Origin of the sequence: Phycicoccus flavus (genome assembly GCF_004025965.2) — a bacterium.
GTDB lineage: Bacteria > Actinomycetota > Actinomycetes > Actinomycetales > Dermatophilaceae > Phycicoccus > Phycicoccus flavus.
In genome coordinates this window covers 16522-31575 of record NZ_SAYU02000047.1, presented here as the reverse complement: position 1 = coordinate 31575, position 15054 = coordinate 16522, and the positions used below count along the sequence as shown (strand labels likewise).

The 15054-nt window shown below is 75.2% G+C and carries 16 protein-coding genes; 9 read left to right on the top strand and 7 right to left on the bottom strand.

Annotated elements, in window-relative coordinates; translation table 11 throughout:
• Together EPD83_RS13795 and recO are read right to left on the bottom strand one after the other, a co-directional pair.
• Positions 1–788, bottom strand: a 788-nt coding sequence (locus tag EPD83_RS13795) for an isoprenyl transferase (protein WP_165566722.1), incomplete at its 3' end; no start/stop codon positions are given.
• Positions 785–1510, bottom strand: coding sequence for a DNA repair protein RecO (gene recO, locus EPD83_RS13790; protein ID WP_128368398.1), 726 nt, complete (start codon positions 1508–1510; stop codon positions 785–787). The genes recO and EPD83_RS13795, both read right to left, overlap by 4 nt.
• A 64-nt stretch (positions 1511–1574) precedes the next feature.
• Between recO and EPD83_RS13785 the strand changes: the two genes are divergently transcribed.
• Complete coding sequence (locus tag EPD83_RS13785) at positions 1575–2771, top strand: AGE family epimerase/isomerase (RefSeq protein ID WP_165566721.1); 1197 nt, start codon at positions 1575–1577, stop codon at positions 2769–2771.
• Between the two features lie 4 nt (positions 2772–2775).
• Here EPD83_RS13785 and EPD83_RS13780 read toward each other — a convergent pair whose 3' ends face one another.
• On the bottom strand, positions 2776–3324 hold the full coding sequence (locus EPD83_RS13780) for an AAA family ATPase (RefSeq protein ID WP_128365963.1): 549 nt from the start codon (positions 3322–3324) through the stop codon (positions 2776–2778).
• A complete protein-coding gene (locus tag EPD83_RS13775; RefSeq protein ID WP_128365962.1) occupies positions 3321–4355 on the bottom strand; it encodes a hypothetical protein in 1035 nt (344 codons plus the stop codon). Before EPD83_RS13775 ends, EPD83_RS13780 begins: the two co-directional genes overlap by 4 nt.
• Positions 4356–4445: 90 nt before the next feature.
• Between EPD83_RS13775 and EPD83_RS13770 the strand changes: the two genes are divergently transcribed.
• The 7 genes from EPD83_RS13770 to EPD83_RS13740 all read left to right on the top strand — a co-directional run bounded on the left by EPD83_RS13770 (position 4446) and on the right by EPD83_RS13740 (position 11623).
• On the top strand, positions 4446–5396 hold the full coding sequence (locus EPD83_RS13770) for a 1-phosphofructokinase family hexose kinase (RefSeq protein ID WP_164896204.1): 951 nt from the start codon (positions 4446–4448) through the stop codon (positions 5394–5396).
• Positions 5393–6415, top strand: a complete 1023-nt coding sequence (locus tag EPD83_RS13765; RefSeq protein ID WP_165566720.1) for a LacI family DNA-binding transcriptional regulator — start codon at positions 5393–5395, stop codon at positions 6413–6415. The genes EPD83_RS13770 and EPD83_RS13765 overlap by 4 nt, the downstream gene beginning before the upstream one ends.
• The gene (locus EPD83_RS13760; protein ID WP_128365959.1) at positions 6412–7827 is read left to right on the top strand and encodes an FGGY-family carbohydrate kinase; all 1416 of its coding nucleotides are present in this window, start codon (positions 6412–6414) and stop codon (positions 7825–7827) included. The genes EPD83_RS13765 and EPD83_RS13760 overlap by 4 nt, the downstream gene beginning before the upstream one ends.
• Positions 7824–8732 carry a hypothetical protein gene (locus EPD83_RS13755; RefSeq protein ID WP_128365958.1) on the top strand — a complete coding sequence of 303 codons (909 nt, stop codon included), beginning with the start codon at positions 7824–7826 and terminating at the stop codon, positions 8730–8732. Before EPD83_RS13760 ends, EPD83_RS13755 begins: the two co-directional genes overlap by 4 nt.
• Positions 8729–9496 (top strand): ATP-binding cassette domain-containing protein, encoded by a 768-nt coding sequence (locus tag EPD83_RS13750; protein WP_128365957.1) that lies wholly within the window; start codon positions 8729–8731, stop codon positions 9494–9496. Before EPD83_RS13755 ends, EPD83_RS13750 begins: the two co-directional genes overlap by 4 nt.
• Positions 9493–10539: an ABC transporter permease gene (locus tag EPD83_RS13745; protein ID WP_128365956.1), complete on the top strand. Its 1047-nt coding sequence runs from the start codon at positions 9493–9495 to the stop codon at positions 10537–10539. Before EPD83_RS13750 ends, EPD83_RS13745 begins: the two co-directional genes overlap by 4 nt.
• Before the next feature lie 85 nt (positions 10540–10624).
• The gene (locus EPD83_RS13740) at positions 10625–11623 is read left to right on the top strand and encodes an ABC transporter substrate-binding protein (RefSeq protein WP_128365955.1); all 999 of its coding nucleotides are present in this window, start codon (positions 10625–10627) and stop codon (positions 11621–11623) included.
• Between the two features lie 70 nt (positions 11624–11693).
• Here EPD83_RS13740 and EPD83_RS13735 read toward each other — a convergent pair whose 3' ends face one another.
• The gene (locus EPD83_RS13735; RefSeq protein ID WP_128365954.1) at positions 11694–12551 is read right to left on the bottom strand and encodes a DNA-3-methyladenine glycosylase 2; all 858 of its coding nucleotides are present in this window, start codon (positions 12549–12551) and stop codon (positions 11694–11696) included.
• A 54-nt stretch (positions 12552–12605) separates the two neighbouring features.
• Here EPD83_RS13735 and EPD83_RS13730 point away from each other — a divergent pair, with 54 nt between their 5' ends.
• A complete protein-coding gene (locus EPD83_RS13730; RefSeq protein WP_128365953.1) occupies positions 12606–13271 on the top strand; it encodes a hypothetical protein in 666 nt (221 codons plus the stop codon).
• Between the two features lie 15 nt (positions 13272–13286).
• On the opposite strand, the gene ctlX is transcribed toward EPD83_RS13730, so the two are convergent.
• Together ctlX and EPD83_RS13720 are read right to left on the bottom strand one after the other, a co-directional pair.
• Positions 13287–14249, bottom strand: a complete 963-nt coding sequence (gene ctlX, locus EPD83_RS13725) for a citrulline utilization hydrolase CtlX (protein WP_205859530.1) — start codon at positions 14247–14249, stop codon at positions 13287–13289.
• 91 nt (positions 14250–14340) lie between these two features.
• Positions 14341–15027 (bottom strand): SDR family NAD(P)-dependent oxidoreductase, encoded by a 687-nt coding sequence (locus EPD83_RS13720; protein WP_205859529.1) that lies wholly within the window; start codon positions 15025–15027, stop codon positions 14341–14343.
• Positions 15028–15054: the final 27 nt, after the last annotated feature.

The window sequence follows — 15054 nt, the reverse complement described above, 5'->3', positions numbered from 1 at the left end:
GCGGGGCCGGCGGCGTCGACGGCCCCGCCGTAGCGCCGCTCGCGGTCGGCGTAGGTCCCGATGGCGGCCCAGAGGTCGCGGCGGTCGTAGTCGGGCCACAGCCGGTCCTGGAACACCATCTCGGCGTAGGCGCTCTGCCAGAGGAGGAAGTTGCTCGTGCGCTGCTCGCCGGAGGAGCGGACGAAGAGGTCGACGTCGGGCATGTCGGGCTCGGGCAGGTAGCGGGCCACGGTGCGCTCGTCGACCGCCGACGCGCGGAGGCGGCCGCGGGCGACGTCCTCGGAGATGCGGCGCACGGCGTCGCCGATCTCGGCCCGACCGCCGTAGTTGACGCAGAAGTACAGGGTGAGCCCGGTGTTGTCGCGGGTCAGCTCCTGGGCGGTCTCGAGCTCGCGGATCACCGACCCCCAGAGCCGGGGACGGCGGCCGACCCAGCGCATCCGCACCCCCCACGCGTGCAGCTGGTCGCGGCGGCGCCGGATGACCTCGCGGTTGAAGCCCATGAGGAAGCGCACCTCGTCCGGGCTGCGCTTCCAGTTCTCGGTGCTGAAGGCGTAGGCCGACAGGTGGGTGACGCCGACCTCGACCGCGCCGGCGACGACGTCGAGCAGCGCGGCCTCGCCGGCCTCGTGCCCCCGCGTGCGGGGCAGCCCGCGCTGGTTGGCCCAGCGGCCGTTGCCGTCCATGACGACGGCGACGTGGCGGGGCAGGCGACCCCCGGGGATGGTGGGCGGGCGGGCCCCGCTCGGGTGCGGGAACGGCGGCTCGTACCGGCTCGGCGCGCTCACCGCTCCACCATACGGAGGCTGCGGATGCCGCGTTCGAGGTGCCACTGGAGGAAGGCGGCGGTGAGGCCGCTGCCCTCGCGCCGGTACCGCAGGTCCGAGGCGTCGGCCGTCGTCCAGTCCCCCGCGAGCAGCGCCGCAAGCAGCGCCAGGGCGTCGGGGTGGGGCGCGGCCGACCCGGCCGGGCGGCAGACCGGGCAGACGACCCCGCCGGCCGCGACGTGGAAGGCCCGGTGCGGCCCCGGCGCGCCGCACTTGGCGCAGTCCCGGAAGGAGGGCGCGTACCCGCCGACGGCCAGGGCCCGCAGGAGGTAGGCGTCGAGGACGAGGCCGGCGTCGTGGTCGCGCTGGGCCAGGCTGCGCAGCGCCCCGGAGAGCAGCAGGTACTGCTGGAGGGCGGGCTCGCGCTCCTCGGTGAGCCGGTCGCACGTCTCGAGCACGGCGGTGGCGGCGGTCCACGCGTGGTAGTCCCGGGCGATGGCGTCGCCCCACGGGTCGAGGGTCTCGACCTGGGTCACGGTGTCGAGGCTGCGGCCCTCGTAGCACTGGACGTCGATGTGCATCGCGGGCTCGAGCCGCGCCCCGAAGCGGGACTTCGTGCGCCGCACGCCCTTGCCGACGACGCGCAGCTTGCCGAGCCGGCGCGAGAGCACGGTGACGATGCGGTCGGCCTCACCCAGCTTGTGGGTGCGCAGGACGATCGCCTCGTCACGGTAGAGCGGCACGCGCCCATCATCGTCGCTCCCACCGACACCGGGCCGCTCCCCCGCCGGACACTAGGGTGGCGGCATGACACCGCCGCCGACGGAGGCCCCGGCGACCAGCTGGCTGGACCTCCCCACGCACCGGGCCCGGCTGTTCGACGGCTTCGCCGACGTGCTCTCCTTCTCGCTCGGCTCCATCCGCGAGGGCGGCGGCTTCCACTGGCTCGACGCGGACGGGGTGCCCGTGCCCGGGCGCCGTCCCCAGCTGTTCCTCACCGCCCGGATGACGCTCGTCGCGGCCTCCGGGGTCCGCTTCGGCGTCCCCGGCTCCGGTGAGCTGCTGGGCCACGGCATGGACTCGCTGCTGGGCCTGCACGCCGACCCCGAGCACGGCGGCTGGGTCTCCGAGCCCGGCACCGTCGGCCGGAAGATGACCTACGACCACGTCCACGTCGGGCTGGCCGCCGCGCAGGCCCTGCGCGCCGGCCACCCGCACGCCCGCGGGCTGCTGGACCGGGCCGCCGAGGTCATCGACGCCCACCTCTGGGACGAGGACGCCGGCATGCTGCGCGAGTCCTTCGCCCCGGACTGGTCGGACCCGGAGCAGTACGGCGGCGCCAACGCGAACATGCATGGCCTCGAGGCCTTCCTCGCCCTGGGCACGGCCACCGGCGACGCCCGCTGGCACCGGCGCGGCCTGCGCATCGCGCAGCGGCTCGTCGACGGCGCGGCCCGCGAGCACGGCTGGCTGCTGCCGGAGCACTACACCTCCGACTGGGAGGTCCTGCTGGACTACAACCGGGACGAGCCGCTGCACCCCTTCCGCCCCTACGGCGCGACCTTCGGCCACTCCCTGGAGTGGGCCCGCTTCCTCCTGCAGCTGGACGCCTCGCCACTGCTGGAGGACCCGCCCGCCTGGCTGGCCGAGGCCGCGGAGGCCCTGACCCGCCGCGCCCTGGACGGCGGCTGGGCCGTCGACGGGCGACCGGGGCTGGTCTACACCGTCGACTGGGACGGCACCCCGGTGTCGGACGTGCGGCTGCACTGGCCGGTGTGCGAGGGCATCCAGGCGACCGCGGCGCTGCACCGTCGGACCGGAGACCCGCACTGGGAGACCTGGTACCGCCGCCTCTGGGACCACGCCGCCCGCTACTTCGTCGACGAGCGCGGCACCTGGCGCAACGAGTTGGACGCCGACATGGCCGAGGCCGGGCAGGTCTGGCCCGGCCGCCCGGACGTCTACCACTGCGCCGGCGCCCTCGTCGGGCCGCTCGAGCCGTAGGGCCTCAGGCCCGCGGCCAGCCGCGCAGGAGGGCGTCCCGGACGTCGTCGGGCGTCCCGCCGGCGTCCACGACGAGGTCCAGCCCGTCCCGGTCCACCCGCGCGGCGCCGGGCGCCGGGCCGGGCACGACGTCGCGCGCCAGCCCCCGGGTAGAGGCGCGCGTCGCGGCGGCGTCGGCGGGCAGGTCCAGCCAGCACAGGACCACCGCGGACGCCCCCAGCCCGGACGCCCAGCGGCGCCAGCGGCCCGCGTCCGCCGCCTCGGAGGTGAAGGGCGCGACGGCGACGACGTCGACGCCGCCGGCCAGCGCGTCGCGCGCCACCTCCGCGAGGCAGGCGTAGCGGGCCGTCCGCAGGTCCGACAGCGGCGGCCGGCCGAGCGCCGGCGGCACCCCGAGCAGACCGGCCACGGCCTCGACCAGCGGCGTCGTCACGGCGTCGAGGTCGACGAGCGCGGCCCGGCGGGCGGCGGCGACCGTGCGGCCCGCGGTCGTCTTGCCGGACCCGGGCGGGCCGCCGATGCACAGCAGGCGGCCCCCCGGGGTCCCGGTCATCCCCCGTGGCCCGTGGTGCGGTACCAGTCCGGGCCGATGACCGACGGGGCGTCGGCGCCGTCCAGCGGGGTCCAGGCCGGCGCCCCACGACCGCGCAGCACCTCGGCGAGCTCGTCGAGGCGGTCGGCGGCACGGCCGGCGGCCTCGGCGCGCCGCTCGGCGTCCATCCGCCCGACGGCGTCGCCCCAGATCGCCCGCCCGGCCATGAAGCCGGAGCAGCCGTGGTCGGCGGCGATGTCGAGCTGGGTGCGGAAGCCCTCGAAGGTCACGCCGGCGCTCAGCAGGACCCAGGGCCCGTCGACGGCCTCGTCGAGCTCGGCGCAGGCGGCGTGCGCGGCGCCGGTGTCCTCGAGGTCGAGCACGGGGAACTCGACCTTCATGACGTCGGCACCGGCGCGACGGAAGGAGCCGGCCGAGGCGATGACCGAGGCCCGGCGCCGCTCGCGGACGGCCGGGTCGGCGACATCCTCGCCCGGCAGCGGGAACCACAGCGGCTCGACGACGAGCGGCAGCCCGGCCGCGCGGCACCGGGCCGCGGCGTCGGCGACGACGTCGTGCTGGCGGGCGACGGCGTCGTCGTCGGCGTCGGACCGGTGGAAGACGACGAGCTTGGCGGCGTCGGCGCCGAGGACACCCAGGGTCGCGGGGTCCCAGCCCTCGCGCAGCCGCAGCTCGGTGTCGAAGGTCACCGCGCTCGTGTCGGGCGTGTAGTAGAGCTCCTCGATACCGCTGATCATCCCGACCGACCCGGGGACGGCCCCGGTGGCGACGGCCTGCCCGAAGCTCCACACCGGGTCGACGAGCACGGACGTCGCGTGCTGCGAGAGCACGCGGATCATGTCGAGCTTGGACTCGACGACCTCCTCGAAGGTGACCTTGTCCAGGTCGGCGTCGAAGAGGGCCAGGTAGTTCTCGGGGTGGTCGATGGCGATGGTGCGGATGTGGCCGTCGGCGTCGGAGATCCGCGCGAGGCGGCGGTGGACGGCGATCGACTCGGCGGATGGGGTGCGGGGTGTTGACAGCGCTGTCATGCCGCCTTACGTTAGTCGCCACAAGGCCGATCGGGCAAGGTTCCCGGCCGCGGATGACAGCGCTGTCTCACAGTGGGCGAGGAGGCCCCCGTGCTCGTCGTGACCCCCAACACGTGCATCGACGTGACGTCGTGGCTCGCCACGCTCACGCCGGGCACGGTGAGCCGGTCGCGGCGGACGACGCAGACCGCCGGGGGCAAGGGCGTCAACGTGTGCCGGACCCTGCGGGCCCTTGCGACCGACCCCACCCTCGTCGGCCTGTCCTCGCAGGACGACCCGCGCCTGGAGCACCTCCTCGCCGCCGAGGGCACCCGCTTCGTCCCGCTCCCCCACCGCGGACCGGCCCGCCTCGCGCTCGTCGTCCTCGAGGACGACGGTCGCGTCTCGGTCGTCAACGGCCGCGGCCCCGAGCCGGAGGACTGGGACCCCGCCGCCCTCCTCACCACGGTCGCCGCCCACGCCGACGACATGCCCGCCGTCGTGTGCTCCGGCTCCCTCCCGCCCGGCCTGCCCGAGGACACCTACGGCCGCGTCGTCGCCCTCGCCCACGAGCGCGGGGTCCCGTGCCTCGTCGACGCCGCGCCGGCCGTGCTCGGCGCGACGCTCGCCTTCGGTCCGGACCTCGTGAGCCCCAACATCGGCGAGGCCGAGGCGCTGCTCCACGGCCGCGTCGACGAGCACGTCGAGGAGTCCGGGGACGACCTGCCCGAGCGCTGCCTCGAGGCCGCCCGCGCCCTGCACGCCCGGGGTGCCCGCCGGGCCGTCGTCACCGCCGGGTCGCACGGCGCCGCCCTCGTGGTGGCCGACGGTGCCTGGTGGCTGGGCGCGGCGTCGGTGCCGGTGCTGAACCCCATCGGCGCGGGTGACTCCTTCGTCGCCGGGACCGCCGCGGCCCTGGCCGGCGGCGCCGGCGACGTCGACGCCGTCCGGCACGGCATGGCCGTCGCGGCCGCCGCCGTTCAGCACGAGACCGGCGGGATGCTCGACCCGGCGCTCGTCGCGCCGGCCCTGGCCGCCCTCGCGGAGCCGGTGCCCGCATGACCGGCCAGACGACGATCTACGACGTCGCCCGCGACTCGGGCTTCTCCATCAAGACCATCTCGCGGGTCATCAACGGCGCCCCGAACGTCCGCGAGGAGACCGTGCGCCGGGTCCGCGAGAGCATCGCCCGGCTCGACTACCACCCCAACCCGGCGGCCCAGCGCCTCGGCGGCGGCCGCCTGCCGACCATCGGCGCCGTCGTCGACTCCATCGACGACCCGTTCTTCGCCGGGGTCGTCGCCGTCATCGAGAGCCGCGCCATGGACGTCGGCATGGACGTCCTCGTCGCCTCCACCGGCATGGACGAGTCCCGGATGCGCACCCAGGTCGAGCGGCTCACCCGCCGCGGCGTCGCCGGCCTCGTCGTCGCGCCCTTCGGTGGCGACGACACCGTCCGCAAGGCGCTGGCCGTCGACGTCCCCGTCGTCGTCATCGACCGCAAGTGCGGTGTCGAGGACCGCGACGTCGTGCGCGCCACGGACGAGCAGGGGGCCTACGACGCCGTCCACCACCTCGTCGCGCACGGGCACCGGCGGATCGCCTTCCTCGGCAACACCTCCCGCTTCACGACCCTCGTCGACCGGTACACGGGCTACGAGCGGGCGCTCGGCGAGGCCGGGGTCGACATCGACCCCCGGCTCGTCGAGACCCGGGCCTGGACCGCGGACGAGGCCTACCCCCACGCCCTGGCCCTGCTGGCCACCGCCGACGCCCCGACCGCCGTCTTCGCCGCCTCGCCGATGATGGGTCTCGGGGTCCTGCGCGCCCAGCAGCGGCTGCACCGGCAGGACATCGCGCTCGTCATCTTCGGCGACCACCCGGCCTCGGACCTCATGACGCCGCCGACGACCTTCGTCGACCAGCACCCGAGCCGGCTGGCCAACACGGCCTTCGACCTGCTCACCCGCCGCATCCAGGAACCGGAGGCCCCGGTGCGAGACACAGTCCTGCCCACCTCGCTGGTCCCCCGAGGGTCGGGCGAGCTCGCGCCCCGCGCAGCCGCGGCGGTGGCGCCGTGAGCCTCCTCGTCGACCTCGGCTACGACCTCGGCACCACCGTCACGAAGGTGACCGCGGTGGCCGAGGACTCCACGCGCCTCCTCGACCGCTCGCTGCCCACGGTGTGGCAGGAGCGCGAGGGCCACACACAGCGCCGGCCGGAGTCCCTCCTCGCCGACGTCGAGGACCTGCTCGCCCAGGTCGCTGCCGACCTGCCGGCCGGCAGCCGCATCCGGTCCGTCGGGTTCACCGCCATGGCCGAGGCGGGCGTGCTCGTCGACCGCGAGGGGGCCGCCTGCTCGCCGGTCATCGCCTGGTTCGACCCCCGCGGCGCCGACGAGGCCGCGGCCCTGCCCGCCGACCTCGCCCACGACTTCCCCGCCCGGACCGGGCTGCCGGTCAGCCACGTCGCCTCCTTCTTCAAGCTGCTGTGGCTGCGCGAGCAGGGGCTCGACCTCGCCGGCCTCACCTGGCTCGGGGTGCCCGAGTACGTCGTGCACCGCCTCGGTGGCCGCCGGGTCGCGGAGCTGTCGCTGCTCGGGCGGACCGGGCTCTGGGACGTCCACACCGGCGCGCCCTACACCGCCGCCCTGGACCACCTCGGGGTGGCCCCCGACCTGCTGCCCGAGGCCGTCGCCGCCGGCACCCCCGCCGGGACGGTGCGCGCGGACCACCCGGTGGCCGCCGCCCGCGGCGCCGTGCTCACCGTCGCCGGCCACGACCACGCCGTGGCCGCCGCGGCCACCGGCTGCGGCAGCCCCGGGTCGGCCCTGGACAGCTTCGGCACCGCCGAGGCGTACGTGGCCGCCGCGGCCCACGTCCCCGACCCCGACGTCGTCCGCGACCTCGCCGTCGCCGGCATCTCGGTCTACCCCCACGTCGTCCGCGACGCCGTCGGCCTCATCGGCGGCACCCGCACCGGGCTCGTCCTCAGCCGGGTGCAGCGGGTGCTCGGCGCCACGCAGGACCCCGCCCGGGACGCCCTGGACGAGGCCACGCTGCGCCTCGCGCCCGGCGAGACCGCCGACGTGCGGGTCACCGGCTACGGCATGGCCGACCGCGAGGTCGCCATCCACACCGGGTCCGAGGCGCACACCCCGGCGCACGTCTGGCGGGCCGCGCTCGACGGCGGCACGGCCCGGGCGCGCGAGCTGCTCGGCCTGCTGGGCGACGCCGGCGTCCCGGTCGACCGGCTCGTCGTCGCCGGGGGCTGGACCCGCATGCGCTCGGTCGTCGCCGCCCGTCGCGACCTCGCCCCGGTCGTCGAGGTGTCCGACCTCGACCAGCCGGGCACCCTCGGCGCCGCCCGCTTCGGCGCCTGGGCCGCGACCCGGGACGGCGACCCCGGACCCGACCCCCGACCACCGGCCGACTGGTTCCCCGGAGCCCGGCCCGCAGACCCCATCCCCATCCCTCAGGAGGCCACCCCATGACCACGACCACCACCGGTCTGGACGCGATCGCCACCGACGACGGCACCTTCGCCGTCCTCGCCATGGACCAGCGCGGGACGCTGCGGCGCATGCTCGCCGCCGTCGACCGCCCGGACACCCCGGACGAGGAGATCACCGCGCTCAAGCGGGACATGATCGCCTCGCTGGCCGGCAGCGCCTCGGCCTTCCTCATCGACCCGACCTTCGGGCTGCCGGCCGCCCGCTCGGCCGAGGCCGACGCCCGCTTCGGGCTGCTCCTCGCGGCCGAGCCGGCGAGCCGCGGCACCCACGACGGCGAGCCCGTCGTGGCCCTGGACCCCGACCAGGACGCCGCGTGGGTGCGCGACAGCGGCGCCGACGCCATGAAGTTCCTCGTCCAGGTCCGGGCCGACCGCGTGCCCGGGGCCGACGGCCGGGACACCACCACCGAGGCGGTCGAGGCCATGCGCGTCCTCGTCGCGGACTGCGCGGAGCAGGGCGTCCCCTCGGTCATCGAGAACCTCGTCTTCCCGCTGGCCGGCGAGGACACCCTCTCCCCCGAGGCGAAGGCGGACGCCGTCATCGAGGCCGCCGTCCTCCTCGACGACCTGCGCCCGAGCCTCCTCAAGCTCGAGTACCCCGGCAGTCCCGAGGCCTGCCGCCGGCTCGCCGAGCGCATCTCCTCGCCGTGGGCGGTCCTCTCGGCCGGCGTCTCGTCCGAGGAGTTCAGCGAGGTGCTCCGGATCAGCTGCGACGAGGGCGGCGCGAGCGGCTTCATCGCCGGCCGCTCGGTCTGGCGCGAGACCGTCGCGATGGACCACGCCGAGCGCACGGCCTTCCTCTCCGACACCGGCCGTCGCCGTCTCGACGAGTACCGCTCGATCATCGACGGTCGGGCGCGCTCCTTCCGCGAGGTCTCGTCGTGAGCGTGCTCTTCGAGGCCCGGGGCCTCAGCCGCCGCTTCGGGCGGGTCCAGGCCCTCGACGGAGCCGACTTCGACATCGACGAGGGCGAGGTGGTCGCGCTCATCGGCGACAACGGCGCCGGCAAGTCGACCCTCGTCAAGGCCCTCACCGGCAACCTCGCCGTCGACTCCGGCGAGCTGCGCTTCCAGGGCGAGCCGGTCTCCTTCGCCACGCCCCAGGAGGCCTCCCGGCTCGGCATCGAGGTGGTCCACCAGGACCTCGCCCTCGCGCCGCACCTGGACTCGGCGCAGAACATGTACCTCGGCCGCGAGATCATGCGCCCCGGGCTGCTCGGGAAGCTCGGCTTCATGGACAACACGACGATGCGCGAGGCGACGGCCAAGGCCTTCACCGAGCTCGGGTCGGCCGTGCGCAGCGTGGTCGTCCCCGTCGGCGCCATGTCCGGCGGGCAGAAGCAGTCCGTCGCCATCGCCCGCGCGGTGGCCTGGGCCAACAAGGTCCTCTTCCTCGACGAGCCCACGGCCGCCCTCGGCGTCGTGCAGACCCGCAACGTCCTGGACTCCATCAAGCGGGTCCGGGACCAGGGCATCGCCGTCGTCCTCATCTCGCACTCGATGCCGCACGTGCTCGAGGTGGCCGACCGGGTGCAGGTGCTGCGCCTCGGCCGGCGCGTCGCGACGTTCGAGGCCGAGGGCACGAGCGTCGAGACGCTCGTCGGGGCGATGACCGGGGCCCTCGAGCTGAACCAGGAAGGAGCGGCATGAGCACCGCCACCGACGACACCCGCACCGAGGACCGGCCGAGCGGGACCATCGAGACCAGCGCCGGTCACACGAGCATCGTCGAGCGCGTCCAGGCGGTGCAGTCGGCGTGGATCCTCGGGGTCCTCGTCGTCATCATCGCCGTCTTCGGCCTCATGGCGCCGTCGACCTTCCTCACCGTCGGCAACGCGACGAACATCGCGCAGAACGTGTCCATCTGGGCCGTGCTGGCCGTCGGCGTCACCTTCGTCATCATCACCTCGGGCATCGACCTGTCCATCGGGTCGGTCCTCGTCGTCTCCTCGGTCGTGGCCGCCCAGGTCATGGAGCGGATGGGCGACCAGGGCTGGGGGACCGCCGCCGTCGGCCTCGTGCTCTCCGTCCTCGTCGGCATCTTCTGGGGCTGCTTCAACGGCTTCATGGTCGCCAAGGCCAACGTCCCGCCGCTCATCGTCACCCTCGGCACGCTGTCGATCGCCCTGGGCATCGCCCAGATCCTCACCGGCGGCGTCGACGTCCGCTCCGCGCCGACCGTGCTGCAGGACAACATCGGCTACGGCCGCCTGGCGGGCATCCCGGTCATCTCGATCATCGCGCTCGTCATCGTCGTCCTCGGCGGCATCCTCCTGCACAAGACCCGCTTCGGGCGCTACACCTACGCCATCGGCTCCAACGAGACCTCGGCGCGCCGGGTCGGGATCAACGTCGACCGCAAGCTCCTGCAGATCTACGGGTTCACCGGCTTCCTCGCCGGCATCGCCGGGCTGCTGTCGCTGGCGCAGTACGGCACGACGACGATCGCCGGGCAGTCGCTCACCAACCTCAACGTCATCGCGGCCGTCGTCATCGGCGGGACCTCGATCTTCGGCGGCACCGGCACGATGTTCGGCTCGATGGTGGGCCTGTTCATCCCGGCCGTCCTCCAGGCGGGCTTCGTCATCATCGGCGTCTCGCCGTACTGGCAGACCGTCGCCGTCGGCTCGATCCTCATCGCCGCCGTCTACGTCGACCAGCACCGCCGCGCCAACGAGGCCAGAGGCAAGTAGCCGGCCGGACCAGACCCCCGCCCACCCGACCCCGACCGCACGACCCCCGCACGACCGACAACGACGTCAGAGAAAGGCACCACCCATGCGTACGCGCACCGCCCTCAGCAGCACCGCCGCCGGAATCGCCGCGGCCCTCACCCTCGCCGCCTGCTCCACCGGAGCCCCCACCTCGTCCGGGTCCTCGGGCGATGCCGGCGGCGGGAGCAACGACAACAAGACCATCGCCTTCGTCCAGGGCGTCGCGGGCGACCAGTTCTACATCACCATGCAGTGCGGCATCGAGGCCAAGGCCAAGGAGCTCGGCTACACGGTGACCACGCAGGGCCCGCAGAAGTTCGACCCGACGCTGCAGAAGCCGATCGTCGACTCCGTCACCGCCTCCAAGCCCGCCGTGCTGCTCGTCGCCCCCACCGACGTCCAGGCCATGCAGGCCCCGCTGGACCAGGCCGCCAAGGCCGGCATCAAGGTCGTCCTCGTCGACACGACGGTCAACGACCCGGCCTTCGCCGTGTCGCAGATCAGCTCCGACAACGTCGGCGGCGGGAAGGCGGCCTTCGACGCCATCAAGCAGGCCAAGCCGGACGGCGGCAAGGTGCTCGTCATCTCCACCGACCCGGGTGTGTCCACCGTCGACGCCCGCGTCAACGGGTTCGAGGAGGCCGCGAAGGGCGACAGCGCGTTCCAGTACCTCGGCGTGCAGTACAGCAACAACGACCCGGCCAAGGCCGCGAACCTCGTGTCGGCCGCGCTGCAGAAGGACCCCGACATCGTCGGCATCTTCGCGACCAACCTCTTCTCCGCCGAGGGCTCGGCGACGGGCGTGCGGCAGGCCGGTGCCAAGGGGATCACCATCGTCGGCTTCGACGCCGGCCCCAACCAGGTCAAGGCCCTCGAGGACGGCACGGTGCAGGCGCTCGTCGCCCAGCAGCCCGGCGTCATCGGCGAGGACGGCGTCGAGCAGGCGAACGCGGCGCTGACCGGCGGCTCGGTCGAGAAGAAGATCCAGACCGGCTTCACCATCATCACCAAGGACAACCTCGACGGCGAGGGCGGCCAGGCGGTCTACAAGTCCTCCTGCTGACCCCTCCTCCCCCCGGACCAGCGGGGCCGTCACGTGCGCACGACGCCGAGGCGGCCCCGCTGCCGCTCTCTCAGGGCGGGTCGAGGGCGTGGTGGGTCCAGAGGTGGACGACGGCCAGGCTCCGGTGCGGGCGCCAGGCCTCGGCGAGGCCCGCCGCCTCCCGGGCGGTCACCCCGCCGAGGGCCCGTCGCAGCACGAGGTCGCCGGGGAGGAAGACGTCGGGGTCGCGCAGGCAGCGCATCGCGACGAGGTCCGCGGTCCACGGTCCGACGCCGGGGAGCGCAAGCAACGCCGCCCGGACGGCCCGGCGTCGCCCGGCGTCCGGCTGCGGGGCGAGGTCGAGCCCGTCGGCGACGGCCCGGGCCAGCGCGACGAGGGTGAGGGCCCGGCCGCCGGTGACGCCGACGTCGGCCTGCAGCGCGGCGGGGTCGGCGGCGGCGAGCGCGTCCGGGGTCACCTCGTGGGTCGCGGCCAGCCGCCCGGCGAACACCCGGCCCGCGGCGACCGAGACGTGCTGGCCGAGGACGACGTTGACGGCCGCCTCGAACGGGTCCGGCGCCCCGGGGACGCGGACCAGCGGACGGGCGGTGACGAGCGGCCCGAGGACCGCGTCACCCGCGAGGTCGCCGGCGCCGTCGGCCGGGTCGAGGTCGAGCCCGAGCCAGCGCCGCCCCGCGGCGAGTGCCTCGGCGGTCCCGGGGCCCTCGGCCCGCAGGGTCGCCCTCCCCGTGACCGGGAGCACGACCGTCAGGTGGGTCCGGCCGGCGGCGGCCCGGACGGCGCGGCGGTGCGCGGTGCCCCCGTCGGCGCCGGTGTCGACGGCGTCGACGCCCGGGACGGCGTGCGCGAGGAGCCAGGCGCGGACGGCCGCGAGGTCGAGCGACACCTCGACCCGCTCCTCGACCACTGCCGCGCCGTCATCGGTCACCGGGCCATCCTCGCCCACCGTGCCCCGGCCGCCGCGGGCCGTACGCTCCCGACCATGACCGACGTCCCGTTCTTCGATCCCTGGCCGGACCCCGAGGAGGACGACGCGGCGCCTGATCCGGACGTCGACCTCCCGTGGCTGCCGCCCACGCACGTGCTCGGGGTGGTCGTGCCGCTCGACGCGGCGGCCTTCGACAGCGCCGACGTCGTGGTCCGGGTCGTCCGCGCGGTCGCCTACCGGCGCGGCGTCGAGCTGACCGTGGACGTGCGGCGGCGACCCGGCAGCCGGCCGCCCGCGAGCGGCCCGGAGGACTGGCGGGGGCTCGAGCCGCGGGTCGGGGTGCGGCTCGCCGACGGTACCCGGGTCGGCCACCGGCCCGAAGGGGTGCCACCGCCGCCCGGGGAGGACGGGGACGGGCCGTCGCTCACCCGGACCGGCACCGAGGGCAGCGGACTGCGGCACTCCACCTCGTGGTGGCTCACCCCGTTCCCGGCCGGAGCGAGCCTCGAGGTCGTCGTGCAGTGGACGACCCACGGGGTCCCCGAGTCCGCGGCCACCCTGGACCTGGCGGCGCTGCGACGGGCGGCGGAGGACGAGCGCGAGCTGTGGCCGCCGGCGCCCCGCCCGGCGGGCTCCGGCGCCGGCTGGTTCGCCTACGCCCCGGTGTCGCACGCGGTGCTCGGGCCGGCCGGCGACGCGGGACCGGAGGTCGAGGACTGATCCGGGCCGGCGACCTCAGCCGCCGAGCACGGCCTCCTCGGGCTGCACCGGCGCGAGCACCGGTCGGCGGGTGAGGTGGACGCCCGCGACCATGCAGCGCACCGACCCCCCGGCGTGCTCGATGGTCGGCACGTCGAGCCGGACGATGCGGCAGGAGTCCTCGATGACCGCCGTCTGCTCGGGCGTGAGGCAGGCCGCGGCGCGCGCGGACAGGGCGAGGATGCGGCCGGTGGGCGTGCGCAGCTCGATGGCGTTGCCGGCGAACTCGCGGATCTGGTGGCTCGTGAGGTCGATGATCTCGCGTCCGGGCTCGGCCAGGGACTCGGCGACCTCGGCCCGCCGGCGCTCGTCGCGGATCATCTCCAGCCCGGCCATGGCGAAGGAGGTGCCGATCGCCATGAGCACGTTGGTGTGGTAGATCGGCGTCCCGTCGTCCTCGGTGGCGTCGAAGACCATCGGCTCGTAGCCGAACTGGGTGCAGAAGCGCTCCAGGACGATGGGGTTGGCCCGGTTCGAGCGCACCGTGTAGGCCACCCGCACCATGTGGTCGAGGACCATGGCGCCGGTGCCCTCGAGGTACTGACCGTCGTGCTCCAGCCCGGAGTAGTCGACGACGTCCTGCACCCGGTACTGCGCCTTGAGCATCTCGACGATGTCGGCGCGGCGCTCGGTGCGGCGGCTCGCGGCGTACATCGGGTAGACGGCGACCCGGCCGCCGGCGTGCGTGGAGAACCAGTTGTTCGGGAAGACGCTGTCGTGACGCGTGGGGTCCTCGTCGTCGAAGAGGTGGACGGTGACGCCCTCGGCGGCCAGCCGCTCGGCGGCCCGGGTGACCTCGTCGTACGCCGACGAGGCGACCTCCTCGGCGCGGGCGGGGTCGACGACCGTCTGGAACGCGTTGTCCAGCGCGGTCTCGGGGTTCGGGGTGAAGTGGCGCGGCCGGATCATGACGACCGCGGAGGGGGCCTGGACGCTCACGGGCGCGACTCCTTCCTGGTGGGGCCGCACCAGCGTAAGGAGTGCCCGGCCCGCCGCCGAAATCCGCGACCCGGACGCGCCGGAGGGGCTCTCAGCCGATGTCGTCGGAGGCCAGCTCGGGCCGGCCCTGCTCCACCGCGTCGAGCACGGCCCGGGCGACGACGTCGGGGTCCAGGCCCTCGGGCAGCCGCGGCGCCGTGCCGGCGAGGCCGCGGTCGACGAGCCCGGTCTCGGTGTGTGGCGGGCGGACGTCGACGACGTCGACGTGCCGACGGCGCAGCTCCTTGGTGAGGGCCCGGTCGGCCGCCGTGAGCGCCGCCTTGGAGGCCGAGTACGCGGCCATGCCGGCCATCGGCTGCTCGGCGAGGACCGCACTGAGGTTGACGAGGAAGCCCCGGCGTTCGGCGAGGGCCGGCAGCACCCGGCGCGCCAGGAACAGCGGGCCGACGACGTTGGTGAGGAAGAGCTCCTCGATGACGGCGTCGTCGGTGTCGACGAGGTCCCCGAAGGCCGCCACCCCGGCGGCGTTGACCACCCCGTCCAGCCCGCCGTGCGCGTCGGTCGCCGTCTCCAGCAGGCGGTCCCCCAGGGTGGCGTCGCCGAGGTCGCCGACGACGACCGAGGCCCCGTCCACGACCTCCCCGAGCCGCTCGGCGTCCCGGCCGACGAGGACCACCGTGGCCCCGCGCTCCGCCGCGCCCCGTGCGATCCGCGACCCGAGGGCTCCGCTCGCCCCGACGACGGCCACGACCGCCCCGTCCAGCTGGTGTCCGCTCATGGACCCACGCTCGCCCGTGGGTCGGCC